The organism is Staphylococcus sp. NWU MKU2, from assembly GCF_033283605.1.
Lineage (GTDB): Bacteria > Bacillota > Bacilli > Staphylococcales > Staphylococcaceae > Staphylococcus > Staphylococcus haemolyticus.
In genome coordinates this window covers 179065-200923 of the sequence record NZ_JAVSMH010000003.1, presented here as the reverse complement: position 1 = coordinate 200923, position 21859 = coordinate 179065, and the positions used below count along the sequence as shown (strand labels likewise).

Here is a 21859-nt window from a genome sequence, read left to right as displayed (position 1 = left end):
AATTTAAAAATCTCCTTTTTATTTGTTTTCAAAGTATTTATCAACAATAGGTTTAACGCGTTCGCCAAATAGACGGATTGATTTCATTACATACTCATGAGGCATTGAACCTACAGGTGTATGAATCATAAAACGGTTAAGACCTAACGTTTCAACAGTTTCAATAATTTTTTGGGCAACCGTTTCAGGACTACCCAGATAGATTGCGCCTTGACTTCCTACTTCTCTTTCAAACATATTCTCGTCAAAGCTAGGCCATCCACGTTCACGACCTAAAATATCATGGTGTGCTTTTAAAGAAGGGAAGAATTCTTTCTTAGCGTCCTCGTCTGTTTCAGCGATGTACCCCCATGAGTGTACCGATACGGATAATTCGTCTGGATTATGACCGTAAGATTCTGCGACAGATTTATAAATCTCAATATTACGTGTAAATCGTCTAGGATTACCACCAATAATCGCATACGTTATTGGTAACCCAAAGGCACCTGCTCTTAATGATGATTCAGGTGTACCACCAGTTGCAATGGAAATAGGTAACTTACCATGTTCGACACGTGGATAAATACCTGTTGGGTCGAAACTTGGACGTAATTTACCATTCCAACTTACAACTTCATGTTCGTTGATTTTTAGTAATAATTGCAGCTTTTCATTAAATAAGTCTTCGTAGTCATTTAAATTATAACCGAATAATGGGAAAGATTCGATGAATGACCCTCGTCCAATCATAATTTCAGCACGTCCATTAGATACTGCGTCTAATGTCGCATATCGTTGATACACACGTACTGGGTCATCTGATGATAACACAGTTACTGCAGATGACAGTTTAATATGCTCAGTACGTGATGCTGCAGCAGCAAGTACGGTCACTGGATCTGATACAGCATAATCAGGACGATGATGTTCACCTAATCCATATATATCTAATCCTAATTGATCAGCTAGTTCAATTTCTTCTACAATATCGCGAATTCTCTGAGCATTTGAAACAGCAGCTTGTGTACCATCAGGCATAACCATATCACCATTATCTGCAAATGAAGTCAATCCTAATTCTATTTTCAACACGTCACCTCCATTGGTATAAATTTTATACTAGAATTGTAGTCCTTATTTTAGGATTAGTCAATAGAAATGTTTCGAATTAGAGATTTTATTTTACAAAGTGAATATGTGATTTTTAAATGAAAGAACTTTAAAAGTATTTTGTCAATTTCAAGTAGTCTTTTGAAAAATAAGTGAAAGTGTCATAATAGAAATGTTGTAGAAAATAGAAAGAAGGGAGAAGCAAATGTCTATCCAAAAAACAATGAATTACAACAAAATAACAACCATATTCTTTATTGCAGGAATTATAGTAATGAGCAGTTTATATACGGCAATTCCATTAACTGCAGAGTTTGCTAAAGACTTCAAAATTCCACAATCAATTGCAACTTTAAATGGTGTTGCATTTTCCGTTACATATTCAATAAGTTGTTTGTTTTATGGGACTATTTCAGAAAAATATGGGAGAATTCGCACCATATTATTTGGAATTTGTGGGCTTGTAATGATTTGTATGGTTATAGGTTTTGTACATTCTTTCGCGATACTGGTCGTTTTAAGAGCGATACAAGGTATATTTGCTGCTGCCTTTTCACCAGTATCTATCACATACGTGACAGAAACTTATTCACCGGTCAAACGTATGACTGCGATTAGTTTCATTAGTACGAGTTTCATGTTATCAGGGATTATTGGTCAAAATTTAAGTGAGATCATAGTAGGTTTTTCAAATTGGCATATGGTTTATTTCACTTTAACGGTGCTATATATCATCTTAGCTTTCGTAATTCATAGACAAATTCCTGAAAGTCCAGTGAAGAATCCCAACATTCAATTACTTAAATTCTTTAATAATTTTAGTGATTTTAAAACGAATAAAGCCGTGCTCTTGTGCTATGGGGTGTCGCTCACATTGTTAACTATGTTTATTAGTATGTATACAGTGTTTAACAATTACGTCACGTCCGATACGATTGGTGGAAATGAAACGACTGCGATTAACGCTAAATTGTTCGGTATTATAGGTATGCTATTGTCACTTGTAGCGGGGCGTATTAGCGACCGTATTGGCGTTAAAAATCTTATCTTAGGTGCACTCATTGTGAGCACAGGTTCGCTTATCTTGATGTCTATGACAACGAATATCGTATTACTCATTTTTTGGAGTGTGCTATTTGTAAGTGGCATTGCCTTCGCAATCCCATCAACTATTTCTAAAGTAGGGTTAACCGTGAATGGTAACCAAGGCTTCTTTTATCAGTTAATACATTTATTTTATTTTTAGGTACAGCGATTGCACCAGTTTTAAGTATTGTTCTAAATACGATTTCAAGTTTCACAGTACAATTTAACATTATAGCTGTGATTGGTATTATCGCTATCGTAATTGCTTTATGCCTGCCACGTAGGAAGAATGAAGTAAGATAACGAACGCGTCTATTATTAGTCTGCTTTGCAAAGTTATAGTAGCTGCCTGAGCTATCAAGTCGCTTATATCAATCTTTTCTAAATTTTAGGTTATCCTTGCGGGAAGGAATCTAACATATAAAATCTCAAAATAGATTTTACAAGCTATGCAAGACAGAGTGGAATAATGAATTCTGAATGAATTCTATTCCACTCTTTTTTGTTTAATCAGATTATTAGTAAACAACTATCAACCGTACTATAATGGATAACAATTCAAATAGAGATAAAGGAGAAGTGCCTATGAAAACGGATATGCGCGCAATGGTTGTACATCAATATGGTGATTACCCAGTACAAGAAACACGTATGCCTTTACCAAACATGAATCCTAACGAGGTTCGTGTTCAAATTAAAGCGGCAAGCGTTAATCCAATTGATTTTAAAATTAGAGATGGCGGACTTAAAATACTGTTGAAATATGAATTTCCATTAATTCTAGGAAACGATTTCTCAGGTGTTATCAAAGAAGTGGGTGCTAATGTTACAGCGTATCAGGTCGGTGATAAAGTCTATGGTCGACCACGTAAAACTAAAATTGGTACTTTTGCAGACTATATTTCAATTGATGCGTCAGAAATAGCACCGATGCCTAAAAACTTATCTTTTGAAGAAGCAGCCAGTATTCCATTAGTCGGTTTAACATCATACCAAGCCCTTAATGAAGTCATGCAATTACAGCGTGGTGATAAAGTATTTATTCAGGCGGGATCAGGTGGTGTCGGCTCATTTGCGATTCAATTAGCAAAAGCTATGGGACTATATGTTGCTACTACAGGAAGTCATCGTGGTAAAGCACTTATCGAGTCACTCGGTGCAGATCAATTTATTAATTATAAAGAACAAGACTTCGCACAAGAACTTAATGATTATGATGGTGTCTTCGATACATTAGGTGGAGATAACTTAGAAAAATCATTCGAAATCTTGAAACCAGGTGGCACAATTGCATCAGTGTCTGGTGTTCCAACAGATAAAAATGCTAGAGATTTAAATCTAAATATTGGTAAAGAAGCGTTATTACGCGTTGCTTCTTATAAATTAAGACGACGTGCCCAACAGTTTAACGTCAATTATGACTTTTTATTTATGCATCCAAGTGGCACTCAATTAAAAGAAATTAGTCAATTAATCGAAGAAGGCAAGATCAAATCAATTATTGATAAAGTGTTTGATTTTAAAGACACTCAGGCTGCGTTAGATTATTCAACGAGTGGTCGTGCTAAAGGTAAGATTATTATTAAAATGAATAATTAAGAAGGGTGGGTGTTAAATTTATGAAAAATATTATGATAGTGAACACAAGTGCAGATTATTTTGGTGATAATAGTAAACCAACTGGGCTGTGGTTAGGAGAACTTGTCCACTTTTACAATCAATTCAAAAATGAGGATGTAAATATTGATATTTATAACATGACTGGTGGGAATACACCAATAGATCCAGTTAGTTTATCTCCATTTATGTTAGACAAAGTAACAAAAGCATATTATAAAGATAATGACTTTATGAATCAATTGCGCTATGCACAACCAATATCTGAAGCCCTTGTAGAAGACTATGACGTCATATACTTCACAGGCGGGCATGGTGTGATGTTTGATTTCCCGGAAAATAGTGCCGTACAAAACGCTATCGAAACGATATACAATAAAGATGGCATCGTTTCAGCAGTGTGTCATGGTATTGCAGCACTACTCAACGCAAAGAATAGCAGTGGAGAATATTTAATTAAAGATAAAGACATCACAGGCTTTTCTAACGTAGAAGAAGTATTAGCCAACCGTGACACATTAGTACCGTTTCATTTACAGAATGAAATAAAAAAACGTGGTGCGCATTATTCATTCCGACGACAACCATTTACGCCATATGTACAAGTTGATGGTCGATTAATTACAGGACAAAATCCACAGTCACCTAAATTAGTTGCCGAAGAAGTAAAAAAACAATTAAATTTAATAGATTAGGTTATAACATAGTAAGAGGTGATGCTAAGTGGATAAATCGTTGATGATTTCAAATGCAATAAATCTTATTTTGATGATAATACTTATTGTATTCAATATGGTTAATATAGGTACTTGGCCAATGGTCATTCTGGCACTATTAATCGTAGCTAATAGTATTTTTATGGTTTATAAAACAGTAGACACTAAAAAACGCAAATGACAAAAAAGCAATCTCACTCTTAATTTATGTGAGATTGCTTTTATTTATCATAACAATATAATGACGTTTCAAGCACATTATTTAATGTTTCAAACACTTCTTCAACAGTATAGTTATAGTCATTTTCTACCCAACGTCGTAGTACTTCTATTACGCCACTACTGTAAAAATCGGCTACAATTTCAGGATGTTTACTTTCTCTAATCTTTTGCGCTAATGGGTCACGCTTACGAGTTGAGTTATTTAACATCATTTCGCGACTCACATTCGTTAAACTTCTAAATACATCTGCCTGTCGAGACGAAACTAATAAATGTTTGAAAATCTTTTTATTATTACCAATGTAATAAATAAAGTCTTCAAATGATTCAGGGGTTGTAATGTCTGCTGATGTGTCACCTTTAGCTATAATTTGTTGTGTAATAAAGTCAAGTAAAGTGTAGAGTAATTCATATTTATCTTGGAAGTATCTGTAGAACGTACTGCGGTTGATTTCTGCAATATCACATATTTTTTGTACGGTGATTTCATCAAAATGATAGTCATGTAAAAGTATAAACACTGTTTCATGAATATGTTTAATCATACGTTTTTGATTTGCTGACGGCATTATCTGATTCTCCTATATATTTAATCTAGTCAGATAGCCTGACGTAATAAGAGTAATTTATCACAATAAAATTGATTTTTCCAAACATAACAACTGATACCACGTTTAAATTTGTTTATAAAAAAAGAGTAAATGAGTTATTTGAAACGTTTAATACTATAAGAGCGATATAAAAAGAGGGAGCGAAACTGAGTTTAGTTTCACTCCCTCGCAATAATAGCTACGATTGAGAAGAGAATGTCTTAAGCGCCTTCTCAACTCGGTTTGCTACTGTAAATTTGCATTATAAGTTTTAAATATGCTGCACCAAACGAGCATATGCTTTATTTGTCTTTCTTAACTATGCAATTAGTTAGTCTCAATACCTTCTAACCATTCATCTACTTTATTATCATTATCATCCACATAGTCTTTAGCTACTTGTTCTGGATTTTTGTTATCAACAAAGATTTTTTTAGCTAATTTGTCTTCGTCAGATTTACTCCAGTCATCTGCGATACGTGTTGCAATTGTGTATGCAGCTGGATGTGCTTCTTTAAAGTCTTTGTTAAATACTAAGTCAATGTGTTGATTATTATTACCATAAATGTTGTCTGGATCTTTCAACATTTTAACGTCTAATTCTTTAGAGAACCAGCTAGGTTCCATCGCTGTGAAGACGATAGGTTCTTGTTGTTTAAAAGCAGATTGAATTTTCTTGAATTGGTCTTGGTCAGAACTTTCTTTCAAGCTATATTTATCCAAGTTGTCACTATCAAGTTCATCTTTAGTTTCTTGCATAACACCATTACGTGCGTCTGTGCCTTGAATTGTCCAGTCTACAGATTTTCCGAAGTCACTGTTTTTTAAGTCACTAATTGAGTCGACATCTTGCACGTACTTAGGTACGGCTAAACCTACTTTTGCGTTATCAATTAAATGTTTATCATCATAAATTGTTAATTTACTTTTAAATTTATCGTAGTAACTTTTATCAGTAGTAGGGAAGATACCTGATGCATGGAATGAATCAGAGTTCTCTGATACAGCAGCATATAATGGGCCACTTGCTGTTACTGGTGTTGTTGTTACATCATAACCTGCTTTTTTCAATACTTCTGCTATAACTAGTGAACGTGGTGTTGAATTATCACTCGCGATATAAGGTATTTCGATTTCTTTATTACCAAGTGATGTTTGACTATCGTCTGATGAACCACTACCGCTACCACTATTACCACAAGCACTTAGCACTATGGCTAAGGCTAGTGTGGCTAGTAGTCCTAAGAATTTCGAACTACGTCGTTTTAACATAACGTGTTTCCTCCTTTTTAATTTTAGTCTCTAAGTTCGTCATCATGACGATGTTGAGATGATCGGTTATATCTATCGTAAACACCTTTGTTGTTTTCACGAGCGTATAACATTAATGCTTTGAATAATACATCTTGATCAATATTGCTATCAGTTAATTCTTTGTATAAGTTTGTTGTTTTATCGAAATTTGAATCATGATAATCATCGTTATCATTGTGTTGATCATGATTGTTATGACGATAATCATCGTTTCTATAGTAATTGTCTTGATAGTGTCGATCATTATAATTATGTTCATCATGATGAGTATGGTCGCCATCTTGAGTATAAAGTGATTCATAGTCTATATCATCACGTTGATTATCATAGTGATGTTGGCGATTATGCTGGTCATGATGATTATCTAAATGCACAGAACGGTTATAATCTTCGTCATTATAATTACGATTGTGGTTATGTTTGTCATTTTGATAAACATAGTTATCTTTGTTTTGTCTAGAGTATTCATTATTTTTATCGTTGACATGACCTTTTTCAGAAGATGTGTCGTGATGATTATCTTCTTCTAAAGCTTTACCTTCAACGTCAACGTTTGGCAATACTGCACCTAACCATTTAGGAAGGTACCAAGAAGCTTTACCAAAGAGTTTCGTCAATGCTGGAATTAATGTCATACGTACGACGAATGCGTCGAATAACACACCGAAACCTAGTGCGATACCCATTGACTTAATTGCACTGTCATCTTGGAAGACGAATGCGATGAATACACTGAACATAATAAGTGCAGCAGCTACGATAACAGGTCCACTTTCTTTGATACCTACACGGATTGAATGATCATTGTCGCCAGTCTTACTATATTCTTCATGTACACGTGTCATTAAGAAGAGCTCGTAGTCGATGGCAAGTCCGAATAACAATCCAATTGTGATTACTGGAAGGAATGCAAGTAATGGTCCTGTGTTTTCAATACCAAATAAGCTACCCATAAAGCCATGTTGAATGACTAATGTTGTGAAACCTAATGTAGCCATTAATGAAAGGATAAAGCCTAGTACTGCTTTTAATGGAACTAAGATTGAACGGAACACAATCATTAATAAGAAGAATGCTAATACAACGATAACGCCTGCAAATACTGGAATAGCGTTGTTTAGTTTTTCTGACATATCGATGTTAATAACACTTTGTCCTGAAATTTCAGTGCCATAGTCATATTTTTCTTGTGCTTGGCTATGATAATCACGTAAATCATATACTAGATTTTCTGTTGACTGTGAGTTCGGTCCTTTTTCAGGAATGATTGTGAATAATGCGTAATTGTTGTTGTCAGTTAGTTGTGCTTTTGAAACTGTATCAACATTATCAATGTCTTCTAAATCGCTGCGCATATTATTTAAGTCACGTTCGATAGTGCTTTTACTTCCACCATCTTTTGTATTTACTAACATGACAATTTGTCCGTTATAACCTTCGCCAAAATTATCTGAGATTAATTTGTATGCTTTGTATTCTGATGAGTCAGTTGGTTTTAAACTATCATCTGGAATACCTAAACGCATGCCACTGACTGGTATAGCAGCTAAAATTAAAATAATTAAACTTACAATAACAGCGATAACTGGCTTACCAACAATAAATTTTGCCCAAGGATGATCTTTAGGGTCTTTACTTTTAGATGGTTTATCTTTAATTTTAATACTTTTATGGAAGATACTGATTAGGGCAGGTAATAGTGTTAATGCTGCTAATACTGCAAATAATACACTAATCGCTGAAGCGAATCCCATAACCGCTAAGAAGTCGATTCCTACAAGTGATAAACCACAAACAGCAATCATAACTGTAAGACCAGCGAATATTACAGCACTACCTGCTGTACCCACTGCTGTTGCGATAGCTTCTACAGTATCGACATCTTTTTTCTTAAGTTCCTTAAATCTAAATAGAATAAAGAGTGAGTAGTCAATACCAACAGCTAAACCTATCATTACAGCTAGTGTAAGAGTGAAGTTTGGAATATCAAAGATATATGTTAATAATGCGATGATACCAACACTTGAACCTAAACCGATGATTGCACTAATAATTGGCATACCAGCTGCGATAAGTGAACCAAAGGTAATAAGTAAGATTACGAATGCTACGACGATACCGACAATTTCTGATGTACCACCAGGTTCAGCATTCATAGCGCCACCTTGAGTTTTTTCAATTTGCACATTGTGGTTGTCAGTTACATCTTTTAATTCTTTGTCGATGATATGTTTAGAAGAATCTTTTAATCCAGTTTGTGGAACTACATAACTTACGTTAGCGATAGCAGTATCGCCTTCATCATTAACTTGACCACTGTCATATGGATTAGAGATATTTTGGATATAATCATCATTTTGTCTGATATTGTCTAAAGCATCTTCAATATCTTTCTTCGTATCTTTATTATTGAGTCCATCATTCTTATTAGAATGGAATACTATTTTCATCGAGGCTTTCTCGCTGTCCTGATGAAATTCTTTACTGATTTTATCGTTTGTGTCTAATGACTTAAGGCCGTTCATAGTGATGTCACTGTCAAACTTCGGTGAGTTTATCATTAATGGCGTGATAATGACACCTAGTATAACAAGCCATCCTATAACACTTAGCCATTTGTTCTTAGCTATAAATTTTCCTAGTTTGTATAATAGCTTTGCCAAGACATTTCCCCCTATTTCATTAATTTATATCGCTTAAAGTATGGGTAGTGTGTTGATGTTTTGTGAGCAATTACATTAAATCGATACCTCAAATTAAGCATATTTAAAATGTTACATTTGATAATGTAACAAGTTATACCCACGTTCGGTACCATTAAAAGTTTTACGTCGTTGGAAAATGCAACACTTTGGAAAAATTGTTGGTGAAAATAGCGTGTATTAAGGGGATATATAAGAAAACAGGTAACCTCGTGATGATGGTATACCTGAAAATAATTTGGTATGTAGACTTGCGATGTAGTTAGTTTATTAAATAAAACAGGAGAAGTAATGCGCCTATTAAGACAAAAATTACGCCAGGAATATAAATTTTTTCTCTGAGGTCAATGTCACGTTGGTATGCAACAAATCTACTAATACCGATTAAAATTAGACCTAAAAGTAATAAAATGATGGAAAGAACGAGCATTAACCGTACCTCCTAATCAAAAAAGTACAAATAGCAAATTGATTAATATGTATATCTTTCTTTCACATCTATTATATTATGTAAGCGTATTTTTTTATAGCGATTTATTAATATATTGTAAAATTGTTATAACTTTTCGGAATGTTTATTAACAAAATTTATACATTCTTAATATTTTATAAAGGTAATAATAAACTGACTTTTCAAACTATACGTACTTGAATTATTTTGAAAAAAGAAACAGAAAGCAACTGTAGAAGGGCGGATAGTATTAAAGAGCAATCATGTTAATAAATATTTAATCAACGTGATTGCTCAAATTTGCAGGAACTATTTAGTGTTATATATTAATGTGATGAAATCTTGGATAATAGAAGTGAGATGTCTATCATTACGGTATATGAGTGAGATGTAACTTGTGGTTGGGGCATTAGGCAAAGTCTTACTAATAATGCTTGAATGATGACTTATAGCATTTTCACTGACTAAACTTAAATAATTTGAATCTTTTATTGTTGTAAGGATACTACTAATACTATTGGTTTCCATGTGAACGTCTAAGTTGATAAAGTTCTTTTTACGCCATTCGTCTATACTGTCTCGAGTTGCTCCGCTATTATGAATGATAAAACGGTAACTACTAATATCTTCTAAAGTAAGATGATCTTTTTGAGCAAGTGGGTGACGTTTGTCCATAGCAAGCACTAATGGATTCTCATGAAGACGTTTAACTTGTAGTTCCCCCTCGTTAAACCCTTTTTCAGCTATGACAGCAATATCAATCTTACGGTTTTTAACTTTCTCGATAATAATTGGCGCAGTATCTACTGTTAAGTTAATATCTATATTCGGATGTTCATGCATATAGTTTTTAAATGTTGATGGTAAAATGCTATAGATCGGAGCGTGACTCGCACCAATTCTTAAAGTTCCTCGTTTAGATTGTTTGAAATCTTCCATCATATCTGTTGTTTCTTCTATTAAATTAAGCATTTTATTCGCATTCCGATAGAGTAATTCACCGGCTTCAGTGAGGTTGAAATGTTTACCTTTTTTGAAATAAAGAGGTAATCCACATTCTTTGCTTAAGTTTTTTAAATGAAAAGTTACCGTTGGTTGTGTGATACCAAGTTTTTCAGCGACGGCGTTTTCGTTTTGTGCTTCAACGAAATGTTTAAAGATGAGTAATTGCTTTGTATTCATAAATTGATTTCCCCAAAATATATATTTTGTTTATACTATTTTCTATAATAAATAAAGAATTTTGAGGACACGTTAATAATTTGTTTAAAGTTAGTTAAACAGTGGTTTTATATTAATATGCAATAAGTCGTAGGTTAGGAGAGAAGAAAGTATGAAAGAAAGGATACTTGTGGTTTCTGATATTCACGGTCATCGGAAGGCACTCGTCACTCTTTTAAAGGCAGTTAATTTTAATGTGAGAAAAGATCAACTCGTTTTAATGGGAGATTATGTTAATAATGGACCCGATTCATTTGGGACTTTGAAGTTAGTGAAACGCTTAAAACGTCGAGGTGCACTTGCCTTGGCTGGCAATCATGAAATGCGTTGGTTAGAAAGTAAAGATAAAAAAATCAAACGCTGGCACAAATTTTTAAGAGAATTGTCGACAATCGAGGTCATAGATAATTACATATTTGCGCATGCTGGTATAGATACGTCTAAGCCTTTAAATAAACAGATTAAGGAATATACTACTGGTCATTATAACCATAATTTAAATAGAAACATCCCTAAAAATAAATATTTGATACATGGACATATTCCAAATTATCGCTATGGGTTAAAAAATGATGAATTATATAAAAAGAAAAATATACTAGATATTGATACAGGTGCTGGTCATAATAAATTCTTATCTCTTATAGATTTAACTAATGCGTACCAATACTCTGTTAAGGTTACAGATACTAAAAAAATCAACACTAAACGTATAAAATTATAAAAATCTAAGACTGGTCAATGTTTGGTACCTTTAATTAATTTTCAAAAAACAGAAGTATAAGTTTTAAATTAAATGTTATATAATGAAGTGGAATATTAATAAAAAGGGTGACATGCGTGAAGAAGCTTAGACAACATTCTAAATTTAATTCGTATTTAAAAGTGTCATGTTCAGTGTTGTTAATGAGTGGAACATTAGTGGGTTATGGATTTACCAAAGATGGATTTGCACAATCAAATGACCGCATTGACAACGTTTCAAGTGAAATGACATCTGTTCAAAATAAACTTGATAAAGCGATAGATAAAGCGAAAACAAAAATTGACCGTTTGAAGTACCTACAAGCCACTGATATTAAGAGTTATAAAGAAGATATTGAAGATGCACGTAATCAGTCTGAAATTGATCAAATTTTAAGGGATGCACAGGAAGAAGACCGTATATCAAATGAGGAAAGTACTAAAGAAACTGGTGAAAAAGCAAGCACTTCAAATGAATCTTCACTCTCAACTGCTAAGCAATCATCAACGAATGAAGAAAATAAGCTAGATGAACTAGATAAAGTAATAGCCGATTTAGATTCTTTATCTGAAAAGGTTGATACCCATCAACAAAATGGCGATATGAAGACGGAACAAGATTCCACAAATAATAATGAAAATAGCCAAATAAGTAGTGGACAATCAGCATCTTCTCAAAACAATAAGAATCAAATGAATGATAAAAATGATGATACCTCAATATTGGATGAAATGGATAATGTTAAAAATGACATAGAATCAACTAAAGAAAGTGCACATTCATCTGTAGAAGATATTCGAGATCAAACTGACTCATCCATTCAAGATGACAATTCAACAAAATCGCATTCAAAAGATAATACTAATACTGCATCAGATAAAAGTATTCTAAATGGTATCAAACAGATAGATAAAGATGATGTCAGCCATAAGTCAAACAAGATTGATTCAAAAGAGGGCCATGTTGATGCATTAACTGACGAATTATCTGCTAATCAAAAAATTGACCAAGCCATTACAAAAGTTGAAAATCAACAAGATAACACATCGAAACGTTATAGTGACCATAAACTTGAGCAATTGAGACAGTTAGAACAACAAGTAAAGCAAAACAACAATTTGACTAATGAGCAAAAGCAAAATGTTGAAAAAGATATTAAAATTGTTCGACAAAATGTTAAAGCGAACCGAGATGAAATAAGTGGTCGCTTAGAACAATCTTCAAATAAGCAAGCAACAGTCGAACAAATCTTAGGAAGTGTCTTTAGTAAAAACGAAGCTCAAAAGATAGCCAAGCAGATTAAAACTAACGGTCAGTCAGATAAGCAAATAACAGATCAAATGATGAAACATATCGACAACCTCAAAACGACAACAAGTGATGATATTTTGGCATCCATGTTTGATCAAGCGCCTGATAATGAGGCCTTAATCAAAACATTGCTTTCAACACGTTTAGGAAATAATGAGGCATCACAAATAGCTAAACAGCTTGCTAAAGAGAACTTATCTAGCTCAGAATTAGTAAATCAAGTGAAGCAAAAAATTAACGCAAATCAAAAAATAACAGCTGATGATATTCTTAAAGACATACTTGATAAATCGTCAGACCCTAAGCAAACCATCGAAACGTTATTAGCTACAAAGTTAAATCAAACACAAGCGAAGGCGTTGGCAGATCTTATTGCTAGAGCTCAAACGGATAAAGCTGATGCGTTAGATTTAGTGAAAAATGCATTAAACGGTACAGCTGGTGATTTATTACAGTTGCAAAATAAACTCGACACTGCAAAAAATAATTTGAATTATATCTTAGATCCTATTACCAATAGACCTTCACTATTTGATCGCATTAATGGTAGTACATCAAGTTCTAATCTTCTTAATCAAGGGCCTCATTTATTAGATGGACTAACTGGTGGTGGTCTATTAGATGGCCTTAATTCAGGAGGAAGTCTGTTAGACAATATTGAAGATATTCCTAATCCTGTACAAGGATTATCATTGGGACAATTAGGCAATGATGATGGATTTTTAAGTGGCTTATTTGATGATGAGGGGAATCTATCTTTACCAAATACTGGAGAAGTAGTTAAAAAGTCTTGGCTACCAGTAACAGTGTTATTAGTGATTGCTGGGGGCACATTAATAGGGTTAGGTCGACGTAAACAACAAAAAACAAAATAATAAATACAAACTTAAAGCGTAGATAACAGAGTAATCATTACTTACCTATGTTATCTACGCTTATTTTTTGGAAAAGAGGCTCAACATCGGTTAAGAAAGCGTTTGCACAATTTCCTGAAAATAGCAAGTGAATTTTGAGAAATTATTGGTAAAGTTATGTGAAATAATTATGGAATACTCAAAAATATTTACACTTTATTTAATATTCATATTGATTGTAAAGTGCATTAGACATACACTAATAGTGGAAAAAGAAATTGAGAAATTTTTCACAAAGTTGCTTAATTAACAAATTTTCACAAAGTATACGTTTTAAATGTGTATAGCATTTTCAAAGATAAAAAAATACTTGAAGGGGTTGAAAAGCATGACACACACTAACGAAGTTACTAATAGCACTAGCAAAGGACGGAAAAAACGATTCTCGCTTAAGATGCCTGGCGCATTTACAATTTTATTCATTTTAACTGTAATCGCTGTTATGGCAACGTGGATGATACCGGCTGGTGCATACTCTAAGTTATCTTATGATGGCGGTGCTCATGAATTTAAAATTGTCGATGCTCATAATAAATCAAAAACAGTCCCTGGAACACAAGAACAATTAGATAAATTAGGTGTAAAAATTGATGTAGACCAATTTAAATCAGGTGCCATCAATAAACCTATCTCAATTCCTGGAACATACGAACGATTAGAACAAAAACCTGCTGGACCAGATCAAATTACATCAAGCATGGTTAACGGTACAATTGAAGCAGTCGATGTAATGGTATTTATTTTAGTATTAGGTGGACTCATTGGTGTTGTACAAAAGAGTGGTTCATTTGAATCAGGACTTTTAGCACTTACTAAAAAAACTAAAGGTCATGAATTTTTACTTGTATTCATGGTATCAGTATTAATGGTACTAGGTGGTACGCTTTGTGGTATTGAAGAAGAAGCGGTAGCATTTTATCCAATACTCGTACCTATCTTTATCGCCATGGGATATGACTCAATTATCTGTGTTGGGGCAATCTTCCTAGCAAGTTCTGTAGGTAGTACATTCTCAACAGTTAACCCATTCTCAGTTGTTATCGCATCAAATGCAGCAGGTACAACATTCGTAGATGGTTTATATTGGAGAATTGTTGGCTTAGTTGTGGCAACAATATTCACAGTAGGTTATTTATACTGGTACGCTAAAAAAATTAAAAAAGATCCTAAAGCATCTTACACATATGAAGATAAAACTAAATTTGAAAATCAATGGTCAGTTATTAACGATGATGGCGGAGAAAAACCATTTACACTAAGCAAAAAAATTATTTTAATTTTATTCATCTTACCATTCCCAATCATGGTGTGGGGCGTTATGACACAAGGTTGGTGGTTCCCAATCATGGCCTCAATGTTCCTAGCATTTACAATTGTAATCATGTTAATGGTAGCATTAGGTAAAGATGGACTTGGCGAGAAAGTGGTCGTCGATGCATTTGTAGAAGGTGCATCAAGCTTGGTAGGGGTATCACTAATCATTGGTTTGGCACGTGGTATCAATATGATTATGAATGATGGATTAATCTCAGATACAATCTTGAACTTCAGTTCATCACTTGTACAAGGTGTAAGTGGACCAATCTTCATTGTAATATTGTTGATTATCTTCTTCTTCCTAGGCTTCATTATTCCATCATCTTCTGGTTTAGCAGTGCTTGCAATGCCAATCTTTGCACCACTTGCTGATACAGTAGGTATTCCTAGATTTGTTATCGTAACAGCATATCAATTTGGTCAATATGCAATGTTATTCTTAGCACCAACAGGATTGATAATGGCAACATTACAAATGTTAGACATGAAGTACTCTCACTGGTTGAAATTCGTATGGCCAGTCGTTGCCTTCGTATTCATCTTCGGTGGTGGCATGCTTATCACTCAAGTATTAATTTATTCATAATAGATGAATTAAAAAGGTGGTTCACCCAAATCGGGTGCACCACCTTTTTATATGTTATCTTATTTAACTCACATCAGCATTATTTAGGCTGAATATAGTGTAAGGCTTCAGCTGTGCTAGCATCAATTGTACGATATGACACAATGCCTAAACCTTTGACATTAGATTCTGAGATGACGATAGAGCCATCTTTATTTACTTTTTCAACAAAGGCAACATGACCATATATATCATGCGCACCAGCTTGTCCTGCTTCAAAGACGACTGCGCTATGTGTAGACGGTGTTTGACTGACATCATAGTTATCACGTTCTGCACGATTATCCCAGTTATGGGCATCTCCCCAGTCGCTACCTACTTTCTTACCAAATTGTTGAACACGTTCGTATACATACCATGTACATTGACCTTGAGGATAAGGTGAAGATGAATCTGTGATTTCAAATGATTTAAACTCACTACCTGAAGTATCTTCTCCACTAGATGTTTGTTTAGCATATTGATCTAAATCTGGCATTTTTTTCTTATCAAAATCAGTTAAGTGATAGTGCTTGATTAAGCTATTTAATTTAGTGGCATAGTTAGGATCTGTAGCATACGTACGGCTTAAATGTCGTGTCGCGTCACGATAATCTATAGCTTCATGCTTCCAAGTAGGTTTATAAATTGTTGGATTACCGTCGATACCATTTTTAATTAAATCAGCATAATCTTCCAATGATGCTTTAGTACTTGGATATTTACGGAACCCAGCATTAATACTAAACATACTGTTGTCACTACCAGCTTCTAGCGTATTAAAGTTTACAGATTGTCCTTTATAACTACCTTTAATACCAAATAAATTATAATTAGGTGCTTGTGCTAAGGTACTGTTTCCTGAACTAGATTCAAGAATAGCTTGAGCAATCATAACTGAGGCATAAAGATCTTTATCTTGACCAATCTTATGTGCATCTTTAGCGATAGACTTAATAAAGTCACGCGTACCTTTATTTTCAACAACTGTTATATCGCCATCCGTTACGTCACTACCATTAAGTTGAGGTAATGTTTGGAACAGACTAGTTGAACGCGTATTACTTTGCTTAAAGTCATCTTCAAATGACTGTGCAGGTGTAGTTTTATGTTCAACCTCTTTCTTAGTTGGCAACTGAGGGTTACTTGCTTTATTAGTGCTCTCTTTTGATTTTTCATCTTTAGATGTGTCTGATGCATTATCCTTTTTAGATGATTCGAAATCTTGATGCGTCTTTTTAGCATCTTCACTGTACTTATCGAGCACAGTGTCTAAGGCGGATTCAGACAGACTGTTACTATCAGAAGATGATGTTTTACTAGAATCATTGTTTGAGTCGGTGCTTGTGTCGTCATTTTTTGATTGATGATCAGTGTCATCTGTATTATTACTTCCTTGGTTATCTTTATCATCATCTGTTTCATCTGAGACGAAATCATCAATGGCATCTAACGCTTTACTAACACTTGCATCGTCCTTATCTTGATTGGCAGTTGATTGTTGATTTGTATCTGCCTCATCTTGTTGTGAAGTCTTATCTGATTGGTTAGTTTGCTCACTACTTTGCTTTATGTCATTTTTGTCGCGATCCGTTGTGTCAGAAGATGAAGCGCTATGTTCTGTTTGATCTTGGTCTTGTGCATCACTATCTTGCTTATTTGTAGAGTGCGTGTCATCAGCTGTTTCATTAGTGCTTGCGGGTTGCTCATAATCTGAAATATCACTATCGAAATTAAATAATGATGCAATTAAATGAGTTAGGCTAAATCCATTTTGATATAAATCAGGATTTAAAAAGTTAGAAGCAGGTAAACCACTAGAATGTGTTGCGTCAAAGATTGGAGAAAGGGGTGTACGGTAAGTGCTATTAGTATCTTTATAACGCTTTTGATGACTGCGAGATACGCTTGTGTTGTCATCATCTTTCTCCTCTGATGACGTATCTGATGACTTAGACTTTTCTCGTTTTATCTTGTTCTTCGAATCTTCCTTAGTAGGTGCTTCAGAAGATGTGTTATCGGACTGAGTATCGTCTGATTGAGATGTTTCATCAGTATTATTGTCATTTACATCTTTATTATGATCAGTTTGTTCTTCTTGTGTGCTAGATGATTTCACCTTAGCATCTTCGTTTGTGTCTTCAGCATGTGCAATGCTAGTCGTAAATGTTGGCAATACTAGCGTTGTTGTTAAAAAGTAAATCATAAATTTATGCTTCGACATTACACTCTTTTCCTCCTATCAAATTAACTATGGTGGTATGCGAATATATCAGAATTTGATATAATATTTATTATGATTTTTAGTTGATAAGTATCAACTAATTATTACTTTGCTTAATAAAAGTATTATACTAACTCTATAAAGAAAAAAACAATGCTTAATATCATTTTGAGATAAAATCTTAATATTTCATTTTTAGGAGTGTGAAAATGAAAAAAGCACTAAAATTATTTATAACGGACTTGAAGCGAGTTGCTAAGACGCCAGCAGTTTGGGTTATACTAACAGGACTTGCGATATTACCGTCTTTCTATGCTTGGTTCAACTTATGGGCTATGTGGGATCCTTATAGTCATACAGGTCATATCAAGGTTGCCGTTGTAAACGAGGACAAGGGTGACAAAGTTCGTGGCAAGAAAATTAATGTTGGTAATACATTAGAAGATAATCTTAAGAAAAACGATAAATTTGATTGGCAATTTGTTAGCCGGGAAAAGGCAGACCATGAAATTAAAATGGGTAAATACTATGCTGGCATATACATACCTAAAGAATTCTCGCATCAAATTACTGGCACATTAAGAAAGAAACCACAAAAAGCCGATATCGAATATAAAGTTAATCAAAAAATCAATGCCGTCGCACCGAAAATGACCGATACAGGGTCAACGGTCATCGTAGACGAAGCGAATAAACAGTTCAATGAAACCGTCACGAAAGCGTTACTACAAGAAGCGAATAAAGTGGGTATTCAACTCGAGGATGAAGTACCTACAATTAATAAAATAAAAAATGCAGTTTATGCGGCACATGACTCATTACCACAAATCAATAAAATTGCGGATCGAATTGAATATTTGAATGATCATCAGGATGATCTTGATAAATATGCAAATCAATTCCGTGCGTTAGGTAACTACAAAGGTGATATTTTAGATGCGCAACAAAAGCTTAATGATGTGAATGCGGCCATTCCGTCACTTAACGAAAAGGCAAAACTCATCTTAGCACTTAATGAATATATGCCGAACATTGAGAAACTATTAGATGTAGCTTCTAATGATATACCGGCACAATTTCCTAAGATTAATAGAGGCGTGGATATTGCTAGTGAGGGGCTTGATTTAGCGAATACGCGTTTAAATGATGCACAAGGTTATCTTACATCTGCTCAGCAACGTGTAGGTGATTATCAAGAAGCGGCAGGGCGTGCTCAAGAAGTAAATAACCAAGCCAATAGTGCATTGCGTCAACAAAGTACATCGGGACTTCCTCAATATCAAATTCAGAAGTTGAGCACAGATAGTAGCCAGGACACGGTAAACGATAATCAAATCGTCTCAAACAATGACGTGAAGTCTATGAATAGTGCGCTTGCAGAAGCATTATTAACACTTTCAAGTAATTCTGATAATCAAGCGAAAGCAACACAGTCAGACATTAAAGCCTTGAAAGATATATCTTATGGTGTTATTGGTTCTAATCGACCAACGGAATTTAATGACATGTTACGTAACTTAAAAACACGTCTTGAAAATAGCTCGAAAAGTAATCAACAATTGATAGACGTGTTAAAAGAATTAGAAAAAAGAGAACATGTCGATTTATCGTCTCAAATTCAACAAGTTGAGAGTGCCAATAATCGTATCAGCGATTCATTACGTTCAACGAATCAACTCATTGATGCACTAAAAAATGGTAGTTCAGGTAAAGCAGAAGCAGTTAACGTATTGCGTTCGTTACCAGATTTAAATAAAGCGTTAGGTAACTATCGTGATTTCATTAAAAATGACTTAAACAATCGTTTGTTAGTTGTATCTAATCAAATTACACAAGAATTAAACAAAGGTCAGAATACGTTATCAGACGTTCAATCTAAATTAAATACGATTAATCGTGTTATCATTGCTGGTCAGGATATAGTTACAGATGGACAGAATCGTATAGCTAACATTCAAAGCGAATTACCTGCTTTAGAACAAACCTATATTAATGCGATGCAAACTGCTCAGAAGTATTTCCCTACATTGAAAAAAGACGTAGCGAATGCAGCTGACTTTGTTCGTAATGATTTGCCAGATTTAGAGCAACAACTTGCTAATGCGACAGCAACTGTAAATGCGAATTTACCGACATTGTTTAATAAGTATGACAATGCAGTTGATTTATTAAATCAAAATCAACCACGTGCGAAAGAGGCATTAGCTAACTTAGCTAATTTCTCTGAAAATCGTTTGCCAGATATTGAAAAGGATTTAAACAAAGCGAATAAAATATTTAAAAAATTAGATGAAGATGATGCGGTAGATAAAGTAATTGATGCGTTGAAGAATGACTTGAAGAAACAAGCCGACGTGATTGCGAATCCTATTCATAAGAAACAAGTAGATGTCTTTCCAGTTAAAGATTATGGTTCAGGTATGACACCATTCTATACGTCATTATCTATATGGGTAGGGGCATTATTACTAGTAAGTTTATTGTCTGTAGATAATAAACATGAAGCCTTGAAAGATGAGTTGACGAAACGTCAAATTTATTTAGGTAAAGGTGCTTTCTTTATAATGATGGGTATCATTCAAACGTTGATTGTAACGATTGGTGACTTGGTTATTTTGAAAGCGCAGGTTGAATCGCCGACCTTATTTATCTTAGTCGCACTGTGTGGTGCCATCGTCTTTAATACGATTGTGTACACATGCGTGTCATTACTTGGAAATCCAGGTAAAGCTATTGCAATCATTTTACTAGTATTACAAATCGCTGGTGGTGGAGGAACATTCCCAGTTGTAACTGCTCCTAAGTTCTTCCAAACGATTTCACCATATTTACCATTCACGTATGTGATAGATTCCTTACGTGAAACAGTAGGTGGCATTGTACCAGAAATTTTAATTACGAAAATGATTATCTTAATACTATTTGGACTAGGATTCTTTATTTTAGGCATCTTAGTCAAACCAGTTCTTGATCCAATTATGCGTAAAATTTCTAAACGCGTGGATGAAAGTAAAGTAACGGAATAGTTACGGAAACGATATTTGTAAAATAAAAAGCATTCTAGCCTTATAAATGGGCTAGAATGCTTTTTATGTGCTATATATTTATTGTTACTATGCTTAATTTTTATCTTTAGAATCACTTGAACTACTTGAACTTTGTGTTGAACTACTGTTAGTTGTCGTTTTATTCTGTGTGCTAGGTTGTGATGTTGATGGCTGTTGCGTAGAAGGTTGTTGTGTACTTGGTTGTTGTGTTGTTTGAGTTTCTTTAGTATTTTTTTCTGAAGTAGCACTTTCTGAACTATTTTGTCTTGAACTGTTTTCTTTTGTTTTAGATTGTTGTGTTCGAGTTGTCGAGTTATTTTGTTGTGTAGAATAACTTTGTTGCGTATTTACAGTGTTGTTTGACGCTGGTTCTGATTGTGCATTTTCTCCATTATCAGATGTAGTAGATTGCTCATCAGTTTGTTCTTCTTTCGTTTTATCTTTCTTCTCTTTTTTATCATGCTTCTCAGTTTTATGATCATCACTCGAATTTGAATGTTTAGTACCAGTTGCTGCAAAGAATATTGAAAAACCTAAAGCAACAACAAGTAATAAAATGACGATACCTGCCAATACTTTTTTCAAGGTGTATCCTCCGTCCTTAATTCATTTCTTTATCTTATTATAATAAAACTTCATAAAATAGATAGTATTTACACAATTTTATAATATTAAATTTTGTTTAC

General features: G+C 34.0%; 14 protein-coding genes and 1 pseudogene. 8 read left to right on the top strand and 7 right to left on the bottom strand.

Features of this window, described 5'->3' with window-relative positions:
- Positions 1-18: 18 nt before the first annotated feature.
- Complete coding sequence (locus tag SBL15_RS06920; protein WP_107611225.1) at positions 19-1071, bottom strand: LLM class flavin-dependent oxidoreductase; 1053 nt, start codon at positions 1069-1071, stop codon at positions 19-21.
- A 232-nt stretch (positions 1072-1303) separates the two neighbouring features.
- Here SBL15_RS06920 and SBL15_RS06915 point away from each other — a divergent pair.
- From SBL15_RS06915 to SBL15_RS06900, 4 genes and pseudogenes are all read left to right on the top strand, one after another.
- Positions 1304-2481: pseudogene (locus SBL15_RS06915) on the top strand (MFS transporter).
- A gap of 294 nt (positions 2482-2775) precedes the next feature.
- Positions 2776-3777, top strand: coding sequence for an NADP-dependent oxidoreductase (locus SBL15_RS06910; RefSeq protein WP_185955917.1), 1002 nt, complete (start codon positions 2776-2778; stop codon positions 3775-3777).
- Between the two features lie 20 nt (positions 3778-3797).
- Positions 3798-4490, top strand: a complete 693-nt coding sequence (locus SBL15_RS06905; protein ID WP_317955548.1) for a type 1 glutamine amidotransferase domain-containing protein — start codon at positions 3798-3800, stop codon at positions 4488-4490.
- Positions 4491-4518: 28 nt separating this feature from the next.
- Positions 4519-4692 carry a hypothetical protein gene (locus SBL15_RS06900; RefSeq protein WP_182477430.1) on the top strand — a complete coding sequence of 58 codons (174 nt, stop codon included), beginning with the start codon at positions 4519-4521 and terminating at the stop codon, positions 4690-4692.
- A gap of 40 nt (positions 4693-4732) precedes the next feature.
- Here SBL15_RS06900 and SBL15_RS06895 read toward each other — a convergent pair whose 3' ends face one another.
- From SBL15_RS06895 to SBL15_RS06880, 4 genes are all read right to left on the bottom strand, one after another.
- Positions 4733-5302, bottom strand: a complete 570-nt coding sequence (locus tag SBL15_RS06895) for a TetR/AcrR family transcriptional regulator (protein ID WP_317955546.1) — start codon at positions 5300-5302, stop codon at positions 4733-4735.
- Positions 5303-5650: 348 nt separating this feature from the next.
- Positions 5651-6595, bottom strand: a complete 945-nt coding sequence (locus tag SBL15_RS06890; protein WP_107614233.1) for a glycine betaine ABC transporter substrate-binding protein — start codon at positions 6593-6595, stop codon at positions 5651-5653.
- 23 nt (positions 6596-6618) lie between these two features.
- Positions 6619-9300 carry an MMPL family transporter gene (locus tag SBL15_RS06885; RefSeq protein ID WP_107611229.1) on the bottom strand — a complete coding sequence of 894 codons (2682 nt, stop codon included), beginning with the start codon at positions 9298-9300 and terminating at the stop codon, positions 6619-6621.
- A gap of 799 nt (positions 9301-10099) precedes the next feature.
- Positions 10100-10972 carry a LysR family transcriptional regulator gene (locus SBL15_RS06880; RefSeq protein WP_053016281.1) on the bottom strand — a complete coding sequence of 291 codons (873 nt, stop codon included), beginning with the start codon at positions 10970-10972 and terminating at the stop codon, positions 10100-10102.
- Positions 10973-11123: 151 nt separating this feature from the next.
- Here SBL15_RS06880 and SBL15_RS06875 point away from each other — a divergent pair, with 151 nt between their 5' ends.
- The 3 genes from SBL15_RS06875 to SBL15_RS06865 all read left to right on the top strand — a co-directional run bounded on the left by SBL15_RS06875 (position 11124) and on the right by SBL15_RS06865 (position 15884).
- Positions 11124-11735, top strand: coding sequence for a metallophosphoesterase (locus SBL15_RS06875; RefSeq protein WP_016930621.1), 612 nt, complete (start codon positions 11124-11126; stop codon positions 11733-11735).
- Positions 11736-11851: 116 nt separating this feature from the next.
- Positions 11852-13942 carry a hypothetical protein gene (locus tag SBL15_RS06870; protein WP_107611230.1) on the top strand — a complete coding sequence of 697 codons (2091 nt, stop codon included), beginning with the start codon at positions 11852-11854 and terminating at the stop codon, positions 13940-13942.
- Between the two features lie 367 nt (positions 13943-14309).
- Entirely contained in the window at positions 14310-15884 is a 1575-nt protein-coding gene (locus tag SBL15_RS06865) for a YfcC family protein (protein WP_233664050.1), read from the top strand.
- Positions 15885-15963: 79 nt separating this feature from the next.
- On the opposite strand, the gene SBL15_RS06860 is transcribed toward SBL15_RS06865, so the two are convergent.
- Complete coding sequence (locus SBL15_RS06860; RefSeq protein WP_317955539.1) at positions 15964-18126, bottom strand: amidase domain-containing protein; 2163 nt, start codon at positions 18124-18126, stop codon at positions 15964-15966.
- Between the two features lie 209 nt (positions 18127-18335).
- Here SBL15_RS06860 and SBL15_RS06855 point away from each other — a divergent pair, with 209 nt between their 5' ends.
- A complete protein-coding gene (locus SBL15_RS06855; RefSeq protein WP_142813368.1) occupies positions 18336-21152 on the top strand; it encodes a YhgE/Pip domain-containing protein in 2817 nt (938 codons plus the stop codon).
- A 93-nt stretch (positions 21153-21245) separates the two neighbouring features.
- Here SBL15_RS06855 and SBL15_RS06850 read toward each other — a convergent pair whose 3' ends face one another.
- Positions 21246-21758, bottom strand: coding sequence for a hypothetical protein (locus SBL15_RS06850; RefSeq protein WP_107611234.1), 513 nt, complete (start codon positions 21756-21758; stop codon positions 21246-21248).
- Positions 21759-21859 lie beyond the last annotated feature (101 nt).

Bases quoted from the DNA above. Each gene is read 5' to 3' on its own strand.
- SBL15_RS06910 (WP_185955917.1), top strand. From the start codon at position 2,776: ATGCGCGCAATGGTTGTACATCAATATGGTGATTACCCAGTACAAGAA.
- SBL15_RS06905 (WP_317955548.1), top strand. From the start codon at position 3,798: ATGAAAAATATTATGATAGTGAACACAAGTGCAGATTATTTTGGTGAT.
- SBL15_RS06895 (WP_317955546.1), bottom strand. From the start codon at position 5,302: ATGCCGTCAGCAAATCAAAAACGTATGATTAAACATATTCATGAAACA.
- SBL15_RS06890 (WP_107614233.1), bottom strand. From the start codon at position 6,595: ATGTTAAAACGACGTAGTTCGAAATTCTTAGGACTACTAGCCACACTA.
- SBL15_RS06880 (WP_053016281.1), bottom strand. From the start codon at position 10,972: ATGAATACAAAGCAATTACTCATCTTTAAACATTTCGTTGAAGCACAA.
- SBL15_RS06875 (WP_016930621.1), top strand. From the start codon at position 11,124: ATGAAAGAAAGGATACTTGTGGTTTCTGATATTCACGGTCATCGGAAG.
- SBL15_RS06865 (WP_233664050.1), top strand. From the start codon at position 14,310: ATGACACACACTAACGAAGTTACTAATAGCACTAGCAAAGGACGGAAA.
- SBL15_RS06860 (WP_317955539.1), bottom strand. From the start codon at position 18,126: ATGTCGAAGCATAAATTTATGATTTACTTTTTAACAACAACGCTAGTA.
- SBL15_RS06855 (WP_142813368.1), top strand. From the start codon at position 18,336: ATGAAAAAAGCACTAAAATTATTTATAACGGACTTGAAGCGAGTTGCT.